This window comes from Spirosoma sp. KNUC1025 (genome assembly GCF_045160025.1).
Lineage (GTDB): Bacteria > Bacteroidota > Bacteroidia > Cytophagales > Spirosomataceae > Spirosoma.
The window spans coordinates 4,855,981-4,873,065 of record NZ_CP087139.1; the positions used below are offsets into that span (position 1 = coordinate 4,855,981).

Annotated in this window: 15 protein-coding genes and 1 pseudogene; 8 read left to right on the top strand and 8 right to left on the bottom strand. The window is 49.4% G+C overall.

Annotated elements, in window-relative coordinates; translation table 11 throughout:
- Positions 1 to 17 precede the first annotated feature (17 nt).
- The 4 genes from LN737_RS21270 to LN737_RS21285 all read right to left on the bottom strand — a co-directional run bounded on the left by LN737_RS21270 (position 18) and on the right by LN737_RS21285 (position 2,956).
- Positions 18 to 977: an isopenicillin N synthase family oxygenase gene (locus LN737_RS21270; RefSeq protein WP_405511830.1), complete on the bottom strand. Its 960-nt coding sequence runs from the start codon at positions 975 to 977 to the stop codon at positions 18 to 20.
- Positions 978 to 1,107: 130 nt separating this feature from the next.
- Positions 1,108 to 1,815: a superoxide dismutase gene (locus LN737_RS21275; protein ID WP_405511831.1), complete on the bottom strand. Its 708-nt coding sequence runs from the start codon at positions 1,813 to 1,815 to the stop codon at positions 1,108 to 1,110.
- Positions 1,816 to 1,950: 135 nt separating this feature from the next.
- Positions 1,951 to 2,562, bottom strand: a complete 612-nt coding sequence (gene recR, locus LN737_RS21280; protein ID WP_405511832.1) for a recombination mediator RecR — start codon at positions 2,560 to 2,562, stop codon at positions 1,951 to 1,953.
- A gap of 103 nt (positions 2,563 to 2,665) precedes the next feature.
- Complete coding sequence (locus LN737_RS21285) at positions 2,666 to 2,956, bottom strand: ATP-dependent Clp protease adaptor ClpS (protein ID WP_405511833.1); 291 nt, start codon at positions 2,954 to 2,956, stop codon at positions 2,666 to 2,668.
- Between the two features lie 113 nt (positions 2,957 to 3,069).
- Between LN737_RS21285 and LN737_RS21290 the strand changes: the two genes are divergently transcribed.
- The 4 genes from LN737_RS21290 to LN737_RS21305 are packed head-to-tail and all read left to right on the top strand — an operon-like array spanning position 3,070 to position 7,358.
- Complete coding sequence (locus tag LN737_RS21290) at positions 3,070 to 4,536, top strand: sodium:solute symporter (RefSeq protein WP_405511834.1); 1,467 nt, start codon at positions 3,070 to 3,072, stop codon at positions 4,534 to 4,536.
- A 49-nt stretch (positions 4,537 to 4,585) separates the two neighbouring features.
- Entirely contained in the window at positions 4,586 to 6,463 is a 1,878-nt protein-coding gene (locus LN737_RS21295; RefSeq protein ID WP_405511835.1) for a TlpA disulfide reductase family protein, read from the top strand.
- Position 6,464: 1 nt separating this feature from the next.
- Entirely contained in the window at positions 6,465 to 6,824 is a 360-nt protein-coding gene (locus tag LN737_RS21300) for a cupin domain-containing protein (protein WP_405511836.1), read from the top strand.
- 30 nt (positions 6,825 to 6,854) lie between these two features.
- The gene (locus LN737_RS21305; protein WP_405511837.1) at positions 6,855 to 7,358 is read left to right on the top strand and encodes a GNAT family N-acetyltransferase; all 504 of its coding nucleotides are present in this window, start codon (positions 6,855 to 6,857) and stop codon (positions 7,356 to 7,358) included.
- A 212-nt stretch (positions 7,359 to 7,570) separates the two neighbouring features.
- Here the strand turns inward: LN737_RS21305 and LN737_RS21310 are convergent, their stop codons facing one another.
- From LN737_RS21310 to LN737_RS21320, 3 genes and pseudogenes are all read right to left on the bottom strand, one after another.
- Complete coding sequence (locus LN737_RS21310; RefSeq protein ID WP_405511838.1) at positions 7,571 to 8,611, bottom strand: MBL fold metallo-hydrolase; 1,041 nt, start codon at positions 8,609 to 8,611, stop codon at positions 7,571 to 7,573.
- 21 nt (positions 8,612 to 8,632) lie between these two features.
- Positions 8,633 to 8,980: a methylated-DNA--[protein]-cysteine S-methyltransferase gene (locus LN737_RS21315; RefSeq protein ID WP_405511839.1), complete on the bottom strand. Its 348-nt coding sequence runs from the start codon at positions 8,978 to 8,980 to the stop codon at positions 8,633 to 8,635.
- A gap of 329 nt (positions 8,981 to 9,309) precedes the next feature.
- Positions 9,310 to 10,544 (bottom strand): annotated as a pseudogene (locus tag LN737_RS21320) (PQQ-dependent sugar dehydrogenase).
- Between the two features lie 267 nt (positions 10,545 to 10,811).
- On the opposite strand from LN737_RS21320, the gene epsC reads away from it, so the two are divergent.
- The 4 genes from epsC to LN737_RS21340 all read left to right on the top strand — a co-directional run bounded on the left by epsC (position 10,812) and on the right by LN737_RS21340 (position 16,179).
- Complete coding sequence (gene epsC / locus LN737_RS21325) at positions 10,812 to 11,657, top strand: serine O-acetyltransferase EpsC (protein WP_405511840.1); 846 nt, start codon at positions 10,812 to 10,814, stop codon at positions 11,655 to 11,657.
- Positions 11,658 to 11,721: 64 nt separating this feature from the next.
- Positions 11,722 to 12,630 carry a cysteine synthase A gene (gene cysK, locus LN737_RS21330; RefSeq protein WP_405511841.1) on the top strand — a complete coding sequence of 303 codons (909 nt, stop codon included), beginning with the start codon at positions 11,722 to 11,724 and terminating at the stop codon, positions 12,628 to 12,630.
- Positions 12,631 to 12,714: 84 nt separating this feature from the next.
- Positions 12,715 to 13,584 (top strand): YitT family protein, encoded by an 870-nt coding sequence (locus tag LN737_RS21335; protein ID WP_405511842.1) that lies wholly within the window; start codon positions 12,715 to 12,717, stop codon positions 13,582 to 13,584.
- A 156-nt stretch (positions 13,585 to 13,740) separates the two neighbouring features.
- The gene (locus tag LN737_RS21340) at positions 13,741 to 16,179 is read left to right on the top strand and encodes an outer membrane beta-barrel protein (RefSeq protein ID WP_405511843.1); all 2,439 of its coding nucleotides are present in this window, start codon (positions 13,741 to 13,743) and stop codon (positions 16,177 to 16,179) included.
- Positions 16,180 to 16,281: 102 nt separating this feature from the next.
- Here the strand turns inward: LN737_RS21340 and LN737_RS21345 are convergent, their stop codons facing one another.
- The gene (locus tag LN737_RS21345; RefSeq protein WP_405511844.1) at positions 16,282 to 16,875 is read right to left on the bottom strand and encodes a TetR/AcrR family transcriptional regulator; all 594 of its coding nucleotides are present in this window, start codon (positions 16,873 to 16,875) and stop codon (positions 16,282 to 16,284) included.
- Between the last annotated feature and the right edge of the window lie 210 nt (positions 16,876 to 17,085).

A 17,085-nucleotide genomic window follows, 5' to 3' on the forward strand; every position in this document is an offset into this window, starting at 1 on the left:
GAAGGAAACGTGGCAATCTACGCTTTCTTTAAACCAAGTTCCATTAATCGTTCATCCAGGAACTCGCCTGCCGTCATATCGACGTATATTTTTGGATGCTGAGCATCGATACAGCTCTCCAGACTGGTCAGGTCCATATCGGCGCGCGGGTGCATGAAAAACGGAATCGAATAGCGTGACTGATTCATTTTTTCGCGGGGCGGATTCACAACCTGGTGAATCGTCGACTTCAGCTTATGGTTGGTTAGCCGGTCGAGCATGTCGCCAACGTTGACAACTACCTGATCCGGCAGCGCCGTAATGCCAATCCATTTGCCATCCCGCCGAAGCACTTCCAGCCCATCAGCCGATGCACCCATCAGCAACGTAATGAGGTTGATGTCGCCGTGAGCCGCTGCCCGAACGGCTCCATCAGGCGTCGTATTCGGATCGAGCGGGAAGTAATGCAGGGCCCGCAGAATGCTATCGCCATTCCGAACTTTGTCGTCAAAATAATTTTCGGGTAGTTCCAGATAAAGCGCAATTGCCCGAAGCAATTGCTTGCCTGCATTTTCGAGCGTCCGATAGGCTTCAAGCGTTGCCTCACTGAATTCAGGAAATTCTTCCGGAAATACGTTGGCTGGCATATCCCCTTCTGGCTCTGGCTGGCCAATGTGATAAAACTCTTTTAAATCAGCCACCTTAAATCCTTTGGCGGTTTCTTTTCCCTTTCCGATGTAGCCACGCTGGCCATTCAGTTCAGGATGCTCATATTTCTGTTTGACACTGTCGGGAGCGGAGAAAAATTTCTGAGCGGAATCGTACAACCGCTTTGTCAATTCATCGGTTAGCCCGTGGTTACGGATGGCAACAAACCCGATCTGATTGAACGCACGACCTAAATCCTGCACAAAACGAGCTTTCTGTTCGGGATCGCCCGAGGTGAAATCCGCCAGGTCCAGCGACGGAATTTCATTGTATAATTCTTCGGATAACATAGACTAAAACTATTTTCGCAAAAATACAAAAGTTTAGCAGGCTGTTATAAAGTTATAGAGTCATAAGGGTATAAAGTTAGCACGATCTAAACTGTATACCCTTATGACTCTATACACGTACTATACTCGCCTAGGCGAAATTCTTACCGACTTTGTTCCAGTCGATTACGTTCCAGAAAGCCGTTACGTATTCTGGCCGACGGTTTTGATATTTCAAATAATAAGCATGCTCCCACACGTCGAGGCCAAGCACCGGGGTTCCCTTTTTCTCGGCCAGCGCCATAAGTGGGTTGTCCTGATTGGGGGTTGAAATGATCTCAACATCGTTGCCGTTTTTGATCAGCCATACCCAGCCTGAGCCAAAGCGGGCCGTAGCCGCTTTCCCCCACTCAGTTTTGAAATTATCGAATGACGTGTATTTCTTGTTGATAGCATCCGCCAGCGCGCCTTTCGGAGCACCACCCGCGTTTGGCCCCATTATGTTCCAGAAGAATGTATGGTTCCAGTGCCCGCCCGCATTATTACGTACCGCTGCCGGTGTACTGGCATTTACGCTTTTTACCAACGCATCAATGTCCATTTTTGCCATGTCGGTTCCAGCTACCGCCTTGTTCAAATTGTCCACATACGCTTTATGATGTTTATCATGGTGAATTTCCATCGTCATTTTATCAATATGCGGTTCAAGCGCACCAGCATCAAAGGGCAACGGTGGTAACTTAAACGGACCTTCTGCCTGAGCAAGTGCCGAAGCGTCGGACCAGCCACCAAACGAGCGAAAAGCGACCAGCCCGGCCGAAGCACTAAAAGCAAGTTTCAAAAACTCGGAGCGATTCATTGGAATGTAGATTTATGGGAAACAAAAAAGCGTCTAATAAACAACCCTTTTAGGCTAGAGATGTTCATTAGACGCAAAGAAACGAGATTTTTTTATCCGGTAGCCGACTGTTTTCAGATACTTTGCCGACCCGGTTTATTCATAAGTGATTCGGCTCAGTATACTACGTCCGAGGGTTACTTCATCGGCATATTCGAGATCACCACCAATCGGGACGCCCCGCGCGATAGTCGAGATTTTAAGGTTAAACGGCTTGAGCTTTTTTTGCAGATAAAAAGCAGTGGTATCGCCTTCCATCGTGGGGCTGATCGCCAGGATAATCTCGCGCACCTGCTCCCCTTCGGAACCACGCAGTCGCTCCATGAGCGAATCAATTTGCAGATCGCTTGGGCCGATGCCTTCAACTGGCGAAATAATGCCGCCAAGCACATGGTACAGCCCTTTATACTGAGCAGTGTTTTCAATCGCCAGTACGTCGCGGGTGTCTTCCACTACGCAAACCAACGATTGGTCGCGCTTATGACTCGTGCATATGGTACACAAATCATGATCCGACAGGTTATGGCACTTACGGCAATATTTAACCTTCGTGCGCGCAGCCGTCAGGCTCTGCGCCAGCAGTTCGGTTTGTTCTTCATCGCGTTTGAGCAAGTGCAGCACCAAGCGAAGTGCCGTCTTTTTGCCAATTCCCGGCAACTTCGACACCTCGTTTACTGCGTCTTCTATAAGTTTGGAGGGATATTCCAATTTTATTGAATGATAGAGTGATTGAATGATCGAATTGTTGAATGGATCGAATGAATCTACTTGGGTCAGCTAGTCAGTCATTCAACAATTCGATCATTCAAAATTAGTTCAGTACTTCGGCTGAAATGCCTCGCCGACAGATTTCATTACGCATCGGGACTAGTTCATCCCATGAGCCATTCTTGACAGCGCATTTACCTTTGTAATGAATCAGCAACGTACACTGCTCGGCCTGTTCAGGTGTATGATGACAAACGTCGATCAATGTGTCGATTACGTGGTCGAACGTATTCACATCGTCATTGAACACGACGAGGTTATGAACATCCGTTTCAACGACCTCATCGAGTACATCAACTTCGGTCGACCAATCGTTTTCTTCAAAAGGTTGCATGGGAGCGAAAAGCGTGTTTACTTAGCAAATTTACGGTAAAACGGGCACTTATAAAAGCCGTTGACCCGCTATAGAATAACCTCATTCTGGCCTGAAAAGTTGCCATTTTCTCCATGAATACCACCCTCGCTTTAGTTATCTTGATTGCCTATTTCGGGATGTTGATTGCCGTCTCGTTTTACACGGCCCGGGGAGCCGACACAACCACGTTCTTTACCGCCAACCGACAGTCGCCCTGGTGGTTAGTTGCGTTTGGCATGATTGGCACATCGCTGTCGGGTGTTACGTTTATTTCCGTACCCGGCGCTGTTGGAAAAATTGGGTTTTCGTATTTCCAGGTCGTGCTGGGCTACATTATCGGCTACCTCGTCATTGGCTCGGTGCTGATGCCGCTTTATTACCGACTGAATCTGATTTCGATTTACGGGTATCTGGAAAAACGCTTCGGATTCTGGTCGTATAAAACGGGGGCCGGTTTTTTTCTGCTTTCTCGCAGCGTCGGCTCAGCCGTCCGCCTTTACGTAGCGGCAGGGGTATTGCAGATTGCCCTATTTACACCCCTGGGTGTTCCGTTTGAAGTGTCTGTGCTGATTACCATTGGCCTGATCTGGATTTATACCTTCAAAGGGGGCGTCAAAACCATTATTGTCACCGATACCCTGCAGACCGTATTTCTGGTTACGGCCGTCGTCCTGACGATCATCCTGATCTCCAAAGAGTTGCACCTATCATTTGGTGGATTGGTCAGTACTGTAAAAAACAGTCCGATGTCGCAGGTTTTCTTCTGGGATGGTAACGACTCCAAAAATTTCTTCAAGCAATTTATTTCGGGAGCGTTCATTGCCATTGTCATGACGGGGCTGGACCAGGATTTAATGCAGAAAAATCTGACCTGCAAAAACATCGGCGAAGCGCAGAAAAATATGTTCTGGTTTACGGTTACGCTTGTATTCGTCAATTTTCTGTTTCTGTCGCTGGGCGTACTCCTCTACGCCTTCGCGCAACGCGAGGGTATCGAAATACCTGCCAAAACCGACGATTTATACCCGATGCTGGCGCTCAACCATCTTGGTCTGGTAGTCGGCATTACGTTCCTGCTGGGGATTACAGCCGCTACCTATGCCAGTGCCGATTCTGCGCTGACTGCGCTGACGACTTCCTTTTGCATTGACTTTATGAACGTCGAAAACCGGCCGGAAGCCGAGCGGTCGCGGATCAAACAAATCGTGCATATTGGCTTTTCCCTGCTTTTTTACGTCATCATTATTGTGTTTCGGCAGCTAAACAGCAAGGAAGTCATTACGGCCGTGTTCGACATTGCCGGGTATACATATGGGCCGCTGCTGGGCCTGTATAGTTTTGGTATCTTCAGCAAGCGGCCGGTCATGGATCGATTTGTGCCCTGGATTTGCCTTGCTTCGCCTGTATTGACGTACATTGTCAACGAAAACTCGGCGGCCTGGTTTGGTGGCTATCAGTTTGGTTTTGAAAGGCTGCTGCTCAACGGCCTGTTTACGTTCCTGGGCTTATGGGCCGTATCGAAACCCGTCGTCAGGCGAGAACCAGTAGCCGTTTCCTGAAAAACTCACATTACTACGCATGTTGAATCTGCCGTAGAAACGTACCGTTATGAGACCTCCCTTTTTACCAGCTCTACTGCTATTGTCAGTTGTGTACCAGCCAGTCAGTGCACAGTTTTGCTACTCACCCGAGAAACCGCAGCTTGGGCAGGTCGTTTCGTTTACGTATACTCCACCCCCATCGACATCGCTCAGGGATAGCCTGATTGAAGGTCGGTACGTGCGGTATGGGGCTCCTGCGTTGATGCCCATTGGCCGGTCCACAACAATCAGGCTAGTGCGGCAGGGAAGCGATTATATCGGTCAATTGCCTGCTCCACAAAAGAACGTAACGGGAACGATGCTGCTCATCAAAAACGCGGCTCAGCAAATCGACCTGTGTGCGATCATGGTCTATGATGAAGCTGGACAGGCGGTTCCGCATGCTGCGGGTGGGCAAGCCTCTGTTTTTACCCGTACTCATTTTCTGTATGACGCTGGCACCCGACCCGAACCGAACCGCGTGGTCGCTCTGTACGAACAGGAACTTAACCAGCACCCGGATTTGCGACCACAGTACTGGTCGGATTATCTGGCTGCGCTAGTAAAGCAGAAAAAACCCGGCTATGGCCCTAAAGTCAAAGCGGGGATTGAATCGTACCTGGCGTCGCGACCCGCGCCAACAGCTGCCGAAATAGCCGCCGGTGTTCAGTTATACGAAAGCATGGGGGATTTTCCGAAAGCCAATGCCCTGCGCGAACGGCAGAAAAAAGTAGACCCTACGGGTTCACTGGCCCAGAAAGACCGAGCCATGAGCATTCGGAATGAACCGGACTGGACCCGCAAAAAAGCGGCTTATCAGGCCTTTCTTAAAGATTTTCCTGCTTCCAGCTACCTGCCGATGCTGACCGTTATGATAACGGACGGATATTTCAAGAACAACGACATCAAAGGCTTATTAGCGTTTATTGAGCCTCAACCCGCCAACCAGCTAGACCCATTGATGCTTAACTCCATGGCGAGTTTGCTGGCTGAAGAACGGCGTGCCTTGCCGGAAGCCCAACTACTGGCCGAACGGGCCCTAACCGTACTGAAAACACAGACTAAACCGCAGGATTTGAAAGGCAGTTGGGAAGCCGAAAAATTGAGCCGGCAGCGGTTGTTGATGACAACGTATGCCCGAACGCTGACGCAGCAGGACAAACACAAGGAAGCCTACACAGCGTATCAGCAGGTGATGCATCCGGAGGACGTTGACACGAGTGATCCGCTTACCAACGAACGCTATTTTCTCTGTGCATTACGTACCAATCATGCCGCCGACGCCCGGCCTTACGTTGAAGAAGCCATACAGGTTGGCAGTGCTACGTCGGGACTAAAAAATGCACTACGGAACTGGTATGCTAAGCAACCGGGTCAGGATGAGGTTAAAGCTGATCGTTATTTGGCCGATCTGGAAGCCGATATACGTGCCGACCAGCGGGATGAATTACGGCAGTTACTGATCAATGAACCGGCCCCGTCTTTTTCGCTCACGGATCTGAAAGGACGTACCATCTCGTCCTCAGCCCTGCGCGGGAAAGTGGTAGTTCTGGATTTCTGGGCTACGTGGTGTGGCCCATGCGTAGCTTCCTTTCCGGCCATGCAACAGGCTCAAACCCGTTTTCAGAATGACCCAAACGTCCGATTTCTGTTTGTTAATACCCGCGAAGGAGGACCACTGCAACGGGTCTACGATTTTATGAGCAGACACCCCTATCCGTTTGTGGTGCCCATCGATGAACAGCAGCGGGTAGCCAAAGCCTATAAAGTACTGGGCATTCCAACCAAAGTGGTAATCGATACAAACGGCCGGGTACGTTACCGGCACGTCGGCTACTCGGGTGATCCCGAAAGCACGGTCAACGAATTGACGATGGTGGTAGAAATGCTGAAAGAAGGAAAATAACATGAAACCCCTGTCAATTGACCCCATCAGTAGCCAGAATGCAGAACATTACACGTGGGGCAACAGCTGCGATGGATGGCATCTGGTTAAATCCGATTCACTGAGTATTATTCAGGAGCGTATGCCATCGGGCACAGCTGAAGTTAAGCATTATCACCACCATGCCCGCCAATTTTTCTTCGTGTTGTCGGGCGAAGCCAGTATGGAGATTGACGGCAAAACCGTAATCCTGAAACCAAATCAAGGGGTCGAAATTCCTCCATTGGTTGCCCACCAGATGCGCAACGATTCCGACGGCGAACTCGTCTTCACCGTAACATCAACGCCTAAAAGTCATGGCGACCGGATTGTTGTCCTTTAGTTCAGATCATTCACAACGACATTTTTCAGTATGCTTATTCGCCCTGCGGCTCCCGCCGATATTCCCGCCCTGTTAACTCTTCTCAAACGTATTGTTCCGCTGATGCATGAATCCGGAAATTTTCAGTGGGACGATCACTACCCAAACGAAACTGTATTCAGTGAGGACATCAATAAAAAACAGCTTTGGGTTGCCGATATCGACGGCCAGTTGGCGGGCGTAGCAGCACTGACCGAAGATCAGGAGCCCGAATATGCGCAGGTTGGGTTCGACCTTAATCAGCGGGCCATTGTAACGCATCGACTAGCCGTTGACCCTACGTATCGGGGCAAAGGAGTAGCAGCCGCTTTACTGGCTCAGGCTGAACAGATTGCCCTTGAACGCGGCATTGTATTTTTACGTATCGATACAAATTCGGAAAACCAGGCCACACAAAAGCTATTCCCGAAGCTCGGCTATAAATACGCGGGTGAGATTACGCTGGGTTTCCGGCCGGGTCTGCGTTTCCTGGCTTATGAGAAGAACTTAGCCTGAGCCTGTTTTTTATCGACTACCCATCCCTATGCACGGAAAGCCCGTCAGACTTGGAAAGGTATTTATGGGGCCGGAGCAGATCAGCGAAAGCACCAAAAGTCCATTTGAAGGGACACTAACGCTACGTCTTGTACGTCGATGAGCCGTAATCTACCCGAGGTTTTTTAGCGTATCTTCCTCTCGTGAAGTCGGGTTCTCAAACCCGACAAGGTTTATTTAAACACCATCGGTTGACCTTCCTTTGGCACCAGGAATTTCGCTTCCGGTACGTCATTCGCTCGCAATGCTTTTCGCAGGTCGTCAGCGGGTTCAAACAAGCCGTCGTCGCCCTGCTGGAACGTACCGAAGTGAATTCCTACCGCCTGCGTAGCGCCTAAATCCAGAAACGCCTGCACGGAGCCAGCGGGCGAAACGTGTACAGGCGCCATGAACCACTCTGGCCGATACGAACCGATGGGTAGAAGTGCCAGTTTAATTGGCCCTTTCGCCGAATCGGTTTTGGCTAGCTGGCCAATACGCTTGAAATGAGGCCCGTAGCCGCTATCGCCACAGAAGTACGTGGTGCCAAAACTTGTGTGTAATAGGTAGCCGCACCAGAGCGTTTCTTCGCGGTCACCTATACCCCGATTACTGAAATGCTGAGCTTGTGTGCAGGTAAGCCAGAGCTTGTCGTTTATTTTCAGCGTATCGTTCCAGTCGAGTTCGCGGGTAGTACGTCCGTCAACGGATTTGGGAAGGTACGACACCCTTAATGGCGTAACGAACAGCGGATTATGCGCCTTAACCAACTTTTTGATCGTTGGCAAATCGAGATGATCGTAATGGTTGTGACTTAGCAGCACCACGTCGATAGGTGGCAATTCCTCAAAACGTAACCCCGGCGGGCGTTTGCGTTTGATACCAAGCCAGGAGGTTGGCCCAACCCGCTCCGACCAGACAGGGTCCGTCAGAATGTTAAGACCGTCCGTTTGGATCAAAAACGTCGAGTGGTTTACAAACGTCAGCACCAGACTGTCGCCTTCTACGCGCGTGGCTGGGCGGGCACCAACAAATGCATCCGGCTGCTCCGGCCACGGTCCTTTGTCGCGGTTTAACAGCCATTTCAGCAAACCACCTGAAGTACGCTCAGGCATACCAGGATTAAAAAATTTCTCACCATTGAAATGATCCGTAACCGGACCTTTATAGCGCGGTGCACAGGCTGAAATGGTTAGCAGCACAACTGACAGCAGTAATAGTGGTAGGTAGGGCATTGATACGTGGGGTTTCGCCCATTAGAACAACGATAACTGTCTGCCTGTTTCGTGGCCCGAAAAAACACGCTCATGATCCAGCAACCACCGTTTTCGCCACAACCCTCCGGCGTAGCCTGTCAGCGAACCGTCGGAGCCGATAATCCGATGGCAGGGCACCACAATCCAGAGCGGATTTCGCCCGTTAGCGGCTGCTACGGCTCGTATGGCTTTCTCATCGCCGATACGTCGGGTTAGGGTCAGATACGACAACGTAGCGCCAAAAGGAACTTCGAGCAGGGCTTTCCAGACGGTTTGCTGAAAAGCCGTTCCAACCGGATTCATCAGAAAATCAAACGTTTGCCTTGCTCCGGCAAAGTATTCCTGCAACTGCTCTGCCGCGTGCCGAACTGGTTCAGGGATGACGTCGGACGGTGGCCCAGAGGATACCTCATCCCCTCCTGAATATCGGTACAGGAAATTTTTGAAACGCCCGCTTCATCGCCAGTGATACGTACTAAACCAAGGGGAGATTCAACAACTAAGGTTGTCATACGGTCTATAATGGTAGATTTTCAAGCGAGTGCTCGAAGGAGTGGCTTTTGAACTGTCGCTAAACAGGACTGAAACTTAATAGCTTTTACAGTTTAAACCAACTTCAACAGAATAAAAAAGCCTGACCGCTATAGTCAGGCTTTTTTGATACGATTCAATTCGAATCATTTCTTTATCAGTTTGAAAATATGCCCTGAACCATAATCGCAGAGGTACAATTCATTTTTCTGATCTTCGCCAAAGGCCGATGGCGAACCTACCGTTGGAATAAGCTCCTGGTTGGTGGCTGTTTCATTATCGCTGGTCGTTAATGCCCAAAGGCGCCCACTCGCATAATCAGCATACACATATTTACCACGTAGTGCCGGAATAGCTGCTCCACGATAAACGACCCCGCCCGTAATGGAAACGTCGCCACGGTCATGGTTATATTGCCAGACGGGCGCAATCAGACTCGCCGGATTCACGTTATTGCCCGACGCATTGTAATCGGCGTTTCCTTCCTTAATTCGCCAGCCATAGTTCCCGCCTTTGGTGATGATATCAACTTCCTCAATTTCCCCCTGACCGACATCGCCAGCCCATAATTGGCCTTTATCATCGAAACTGATTCGCCAGGGATTACGCATACCGTAGGCAAAAACTTCTTCCCGATAGCCAGTAGCATTGCCCTTGTATGGGTTATCGGCTGGGATGCCGTAGTTGCCTTTTTCAGTGCTGTTTACGTCGATACGAAGAATTTTACCCAGCAGACTGCTTAAATTTTGGGCATTATTCTGCGGATCACCCCCACTTCCTCCATCGCCCGTTGCTACGTACAGATAGCCATCTGTCCCAAACACGATTTTACCACCATTATGGTTTGCATAAGGTTGAGCAAACCGAAGCAGAATTACTTCAGAAGCCGGGTCGACGGTGGAGGCATCCGCTGATGAGGCTTTGAACCGGCTAACGATCGTTTCCAGTGGATTCCCTTTTGTATAGTTGACAAAGAAGTATCCGTTCTGCTTGAAGTCTGGATGGAAGGCAAGCCCAAGTAACCCCGTTTCGCCACCGAAGATACCTTGCTGGTAATATTCAGATACGTACCAGCCGCGCTTGCCGTTGAGTCGTTTTCGAAGACACGGATGCGTCCGGGTTGCTCCACCACAAACACCCGATTCGTGCCATCGTTGGCGTGTGTGTACTCAACCACGTTTTCGAACCCCAGTTTGGGGTAAGCATTGACGATACTAACCGCCACTGCACCTGATCCAGTATCTGTTGAATCCTGACCGACAGAATCGGGGCCATTATCAGGCTTACAGGCAAAGGCAAACAACCACGCCACCAATGACGTAGCGATTAGCGATAAAGTAAACGTGCCTATGGTTTTGCTTAACATGATGATTCCCTTCATTTGATTCCATAATTTGCAGTACAAATTCAAATCCAGATTGAGCAGACGAACTTTGTAGTATACATTTTGTTTCAAAATCAATGATTTACTTCACCAGATATGCTGCTCTTTACGTTAAACGAACAGCTGCCTAGTGTAGTGTTTCCTCAGAATGGGGTATAGTTTCCACTCCTAAACTTGGTTAGCTTTTGTATTTTTCCCGCCAAGGGATTAAGAGTCGACAAACCGCGAACAACGAATCAATCATCAGGGCTATAATCTAATGTCATGACTACCAGTACCAGCTCCTTTCTTGAACACTTACATACACAGCGAACGCATTACCGTTATAAGCTCCCTTCGCGGCCCGATGCCGGACGGTTTATTGATCAATTGATGCGGTTGCTGTTTCCAGTTACGCAGGACTGCAAGTCGATATCGCAGCACGTTGAAGAGACGTATCAGAGCCTGCACGAACAGCTGATTAAGCTGTTATGTCCATTAGAGAAGAACCTGCCCGCCAGCCCAACCGAAATAACAGAACGTTTTTTCGAGCAGTTGCCGCCTATCTACGACAATCTGCTGCTCGACGCGCATTCCATTGCCGACAACGACCCGGCGGCAATCGGAATTGAAGAGGTTGTAGCGGTTTATCCGGGTTTTTATGCCATTGCGGTTTACCGGATTGCTCATGCTCTACTCCAGCAAAACGTACCGCTCCTGCCCCGGATGCTGACCGAATATGCGCATGGACAAACGGGTATCGATATTCACCCCGGCGCCCAAATTGGGCAGTCGTTTTTTATCGACCACGGTACAGGGGTTGTTATTGGCGAAACCACCATTATTGGCAACAATGTCAAGATTTATCAGGGTGTAACGCTCGGTGCCACTTACGTTGCCAAGTCAATGGCTCAGAAAAAACGCCACCCTACCATCGAAAATAACGTAGTGATTTATGCCAATGCAACGATTTTAGGGGGGCATACGACGGTTGGCCACGATTCGGTAATCGGGGGTAACGTATGGCTCACAAGCAGTGTAGAGGCTCACTCTCTGGTATTTCACCAACACCAAACCGAAGTCCGGCTAAAATCGCTGGAAAATGCCGAGCCCATCAATTTTGTTATCTAAAGCACCCGAAAACGTAACTGGTACGTCCGTACGCTTTCGGCTTTACTCCCTTTAACCACTTTTCATGAAAGCGCCTAACATCCTCGACACAATTGGCAAAACGCCCCACGTACGGATTAACCGCCTGTTTCCTGGCTTCGAAGTCTGGACAAAACTCGAACGGGCAAATCCCGGTGCCAGCATTAAGGACCGCATTGCGCTGGCAATGATTGAAGATGCTGAGGCTAAAGGTATACTTACCACAGGCAGCACGATCATAGAACCTACATCGGGCAATACGGGCATCGGACTGGCTATGGTAGCCGCCGTAAAAGGCTACAAAATTATTCTGGTTATGCCCGAGTCCATGAGTATCGAACGGCGGAAGATCATGGCGGCCTACGGTGCAGCGTTCGATCTGACTCCACGCGAGAAAGGCATGAAAGGAGCCATTGAACGGGCTCATGAACTGGTCTCCCTGACGCCCGGCGCCTGGATGCCACAACAGTTCGAAAATCCGGCCAATATCGACGTTCATATCCGCACTACTGCCCAGGAAATACTGGACGATTTTCCCCAAGGCTTCGACGTACTCATCACAGGTGTTGGAACGGGCGGACACATAACAGCCGTAGGTCAGGTGCTGAAGCAGAACTTTCCGAACCTGAAAGTATACGCTGTTGAACCGGAACTGTCGCCTGTTATTAGTGGTGGAGCACCGGGTCCTCACCCCATTCAGGGCATCGGCGCGGGCTTTATTCCCCAGAATCTGCATACCGATATTCTGGATGGAACCATTCAGGTGAGCAAAGAGGACGCCTTCGAGATGGCGCGTCGGTCGGCCAGAGAAGAAGGCACCTTTATCGGCATTTCGTCGGGAGCTTCGCTGGCAGCGGTCGCGAAAAAGCTCCCAGACCTAGCGCCGGGAAGCCGAATATTAACATTTTGCTACGATACCGGAGAACGTTATCTGTCGATTGAGGGGTTATATTAGTGATTAGCCGGGAGTTGACAGTCCATGAACTGACTAACTGCCAACTCCCGGCTACCTATTACGGTACACCTTCACCACGACTCAATGATCCGACAGTCTGCTTACTATCGCCCAATATTAGATACCCTTTTTATTATTGCCGGAATACTTTGTGCGGGCATGGGCATCAAAGGATTCCTCCTTTCGAGCCATTTCATCGATGGTGGCGTCACAGGCGTTTCGATGCTGTTGGCGAACCTGTTCGACATTCCGCTTCCGATCTGGCTGCTTATTATCAACCTGCCTTTCATCGGCTTAGGATATCGGCAATTTGGCCGACAATTTGCCTTTAGAAGTACGTTGGGTATTGCGGGTCTTTCCCTCAGTTTAACCATCATTCCCTATCCCGACGTAACCCCCGACCTCCTCTTAACAGCCATTTTCGGTGGCTTCTTCATTGGCGCTGGTATCGGGTTGGCCATCCGGGGCGGAGCTGTACTAGATGGCACCGAAATCGCGGCTCTGCTGATCAGCCGCAGCAGCCATATATTGAAAGTTAGTGATGTTATCCTGGCGCTCAACCTATTCATTTTTGGGGCAGCAGCTTTCTTTCTGGGCATTAATCCGGCCCTTTATTCAATGATTACGTATTTCGCTGCCTCCAAAACGGTAGACTTTATTATTCACGGTATTGAAGAGCATACTGCCGTGATGATTATTTCAAAGCAGAATCAGGACATTCGGGAACGTATTATTGAGCAAGGCTGGGGCGTAACCCTATTTAATGGGCAGGGCGGATATGGCAAGCATGGCAATCGCCAGGATATTGACAGCATTCTCTATATTGTAATCACCCGCCTGGAGATCAGTCGGTTGCGCGCTATTGTCACTAAAGTTGATCCTAATGCCTTTATTATTCAACACAGCGTTGATGATGTGGCTGGCGGAAAAGTGAAAACCCTGCCGATGCATTAAAAGCGTAGGGTTAGAAAAGCGTATGGGCGTTACGCTCATCCCGGTCTCTTCCATTGATACCGTTTTTCGCCCGTTTGTGGAGAACTGCCGCGCTGCAAGATTATTTTCGGGTCTTTTAGCTGTAAATTAATTCAGCTAACCTAAACGCAGCCCGGTATGACGTTCTCTTTACGCGCCTGTTTTCTCTTCCTGTTTTGCTTCACTGGTCATACGCTTGCCTATGCCAAAACTGGCCCAATTATTTCGGGTTCGGTACGTGATGCAGAGGGGAAAATCATTGAATTTGCTACGGTTGCTCTTCACCGCGCCACTGATTCAGTTGTGGTCAAAACCGAGTTTAGCGATGCCAATGGTACGTTTCGGTTTGAGCAGCTACCCGCCGGTCAATATTTTGTTTCAGCCTCACAGGTAGGCTTCGAGCGCGTGCAGACGGCCACTTTTTCGGTTTCCTCAGCTGATCAAAACTTACCTTCCCTTCGCCTGAAACCGAGCACTAAAACCCAATTGAAAGAAGTAACAGTGCAGGCACGCAAGCCGCTTTTCGAGCGTGAGGTCGACCGGATTGTGGTGAATGTGGACGGGAGCCCGCTCAGCGCAGGTGCTACGTCGCTGGAAGTACTTAGCCGATCACCCGGCGTAACGGTCGACCAGAACGATAACCTCGCCCTTCGAGGGAAACAAGGCGTATTAGTTTTAATTGATGGCAAACGGGTGCCGATGACGGGCACTGAACTGGGCGAAATGCTACGTGGTTTACCAGCTAATTCCATCGATAAGATTGAACTCATCACGAATCCACCCGCGAAATACGATGCCGCTGGCAGCGCAGGCATTATCGCCATCAAGCTTAAGAAGGACAGCCGTCAGGGCACAAACGGGAGTGTAAACGCCAGCTACGGATATGGCCGATACGCTAAACTTACGGGTGGCGTTTCCCTCAATCATCGGCATAAAAAACTGAACCTGTTCGGTAGCTACAACTATAGCGATCGGAACGTATTTACCCAATTGACGCTGCACCGGAATTTCTACCAGAATCAGCAGTTTATTGGCAGTAGCGATCAGGACAATCAGGGCAAAACCAACTATATATCGAATACGTATCGGGCTGGAATCGACTATTCGCTGTCGAAACGAACGCTGGTGGGCGCCGTGGTGAGTGGATTGGCCATGAATGCCGAAGCCCGGATTCCAAACGTTACGCAGACCTTCGATGAACGGGGCAATCTGCAATCCAGCTATCGATCGGCCAATCGCCGGAATCTGTCGATGCCGAACGTAGCGGTGAATATGAATCTGAAGCATAGCTTCGACTCGACGGGCAATCGTGAATTAACCGCCGATGTGGATTTTGCCCATTACGAAACCCACCGACGTCAGAACCTGGAAACATCCTTTACCTTACCTGTTCAATCGCCGACAACTCTGCTCGGTGATTTGAACGGTAGCCTGAACATTCGTTCGTTCAAGGCTGATTATACGCACAAACTACCCAATCAGGCCCGACTGGAGGGTGGTATAAAAGTGAGTTCTGTTCATTCAGACAATAATGTTCTGTTTACAAACATTCGCGAAGGGCAGGCCGTAATCGACACGGGTAAATCCAATCAGTTTCGATACGACGAAACCATTAGTGCAGCCTACGTCAATTTCAGCAAAACAATCAAAAAGACGTCGGTTCAGGCCGGGTTACGTAGCGAGCTGACGAATGCTGCTGGTCTACAGGTAATTGGCAACAGCGGATTTGAACGGAATTATTTTCAGTTGTTTCCGAGCGTATTCGTAAAACAAACGTTGTCGAAACTGCATGATTTGAGCATCTCGTTGAGCCGCCGGATCGACCGGCCTACGTACAATCAGCTCAATCCATTCCGGGCTTATATCGATGCAACGACGTATTTCACAGGCAACCCATCACTTTTTCCGCAAACCAGCTATAACATGGAGCTGACGCACACGTTCAGGCAAAAATTCATTACGTCAATCAGCTATAGTCGTACCAATCAACCGATTATCGACGTCGTGCAGCCCGCTCCTGAAGGCAACCGTCAGGCGGTATCGACTTTCCAGAACCTGACGCGTTCTGACTATTATGGCCTAACAATGACCATTCCGGTCCAGCCGACAAGCTGGTGGACAATGGACAATAATCTGGTCGCTTATTATCAGAAGTTTATCGGTGATTTAGCCGGCACATCCCTGAACAAAGGGTTACCCGCCTATACACTGAACAGTACCAGTACGTTCACGCTTGGTCGCGGCTGGACAGCCGATTTGACAGGTAACTATCAGTCGCGGCAGCTGTACGGTTTTCTGGACATCAGACCACTTGGCCAACTGAATGTGGGGCTGCAAAAAAGCATGTGGAGCAAGAAAGGCACGCTGAAGCTCAACGTAACCGACGTTTTCTACACAAGCCCACTCCACGCCACATCAACCTACGAAAACTATGCCGAGCAGTTCTATCAACGTCAGGATACACGGGTGGCTACGATTTCGTTTACGTACCGGTTTGGCAGCGAAACCATTTCACCCTCCCGCCGACGGACCGGTGGTGCTGAAGAGGAAAAACGCCGGGCTGGAAGTGCGTCGTAGGCATTATTGAGCATTGGCCATTAGTCATTTGTCACTGGTGTAAACAGTCCAACTAACCAAAGACAAATGACTAATGGCCAATGACGGGAAGCAAACGACTAATTACCTCAACCCTGCCACAAATCGGCGCATGGTTTCGCGGTATACCTGTTCAGACTGATCGAGGGGTTGTTCGTCTTTGAGGAGCATCGATAGCATAATCATGCCATGCGAAACAGACCACCACTGGAAATACAAACGCTTAATGGTTTCTTTTGCCTTTGGAATAAACGAGTGAATTATGTCGCTCACAATATGGCTTACAGCCTTCATAGCCTCGGACTGATAAACAGGCATTGTGCAGTAGGCGCCATCCAGATTGTACATGACCTGATAAATTTCCGGTTGCTGGCGGGCAAATTCCCATTGGGAAACCGAGATTTCGAAAAGTCGCTTTTCAGGGTCACGATATAACTTCAGAATGCGTTGATATTCCTGTTCCAGATGGTGAAAACCTTCGTTCCGAATTTCATCAAGTAATACGTCTTTACTATCAAAATATTCGTAAACAACGGGGGCGCTATATTCTATCGCATCAGCGATTTTACGGATCGAAACGGCTTGCCAGCCTTCACGGCTAGCGATAGCTTTGGCTGTATTGACGATGCCCGAACGAGTTTGCTCACGGCTCCGTACTTTACGTTCAATAGTCTGCATAGAAGTAGGTACTTAGTCAGCAGTTAACGGTGTTAAATCCCGTGAAAATTACGTAATTACGGTGGGATTCTTAAAAAATTATAGCAAATATCTAAAAAATATTCAATACAGTCTTTTATAAATTGTATTCATAATAGCGTATAGGGTTACGCGTTCCAATAAATTTATCGAATGGTTTAGTGCTCTCTTTATCAATTATTTGTATACTAA

Bases quoted from the DNA above. Each gene is read 5' to 3' on its own strand.
- LN737_RS21270 (WP_405511830.1), bottom strand. From the start codon at position 977: ATGTTATCCGAAGAATTATACAATGAAATTCCGTCGCTGGACCTGGCG.
- LN737_RS21275 (WP_405511831.1), bottom strand. From the start codon at position 1,815: ATGAATCGCTCCGAGTTTTTGAAACTTGCTTTTAGTGCTTCGGCCGGG.
- LN737_RS21285 (WP_405511833.1), bottom strand. From the start codon at position 2,956: ATGCAACCTTTTGAAGAAAACGATTGGTCGACCGAAGTTGATGTACTC.
- LN737_RS21290 (WP_405511834.1), top strand. From the start codon at position 3,070: ATGAATACCACCCTCGCTTTAGTTATCTTGATTGCCTATTTCGGGATG.
- LN737_RS21295 (WP_405511835.1), top strand. From the start codon at position 4,586: ATGAGACCTCCCTTTTTACCAGCTCTACTGCTATTGTCAGTTGTGTAC.
- LN737_RS21300 (WP_405511836.1), top strand. From the start codon at position 6,465: ATGAAACCCCTGTCAATTGACCCCATCAGTAGCCAGAATGCAGAACAT.
- LN737_RS21305 (WP_405511837.1), top strand. From the start codon at position 6,855: ATGCTTATTCGCCCTGCGGCTCCCGCCGATATTCCCGCCCTGTTAACT.
- LN737_RS21310 (WP_405511838.1), bottom strand. From the start codon at position 8,611: ATGCCCTACCTACCACTATTACTGCTGTCAGTTGTGCTGCTAACCATT.
- epsC (WP_405511840.1), top strand. From the start codon at position 10,812: ATGACTACCAGTACCAGCTCCTTTCTTGAACACTTACATACACAGCGA.
- cysK (WP_405511841.1), top strand. From the start codon at position 11,722: ATGAAAGCGCCTAACATCCTCGACACAATTGGCAAAACGCCCCACGTA.
- LN737_RS21335 (WP_405511842.1), top strand. From the start codon at position 12,715: ATGATCCGACAGTCTGCTTACTATCGCCCAATATTAGATACCCTTTTT.
- LN737_RS21340 (WP_405511843.1), top strand. From the start codon at position 13,741: ATGACGTTCTCTTTACGCGCCTGTTTTCTCTTCCTGTTTTGCTTCACT.
- LN737_RS21345 (WP_405511844.1), bottom strand. From the start codon at position 16,875: ATGCAGACTATTGAACGTAAAGTACGGAGCCGTGAGCAAACTCGTTCG.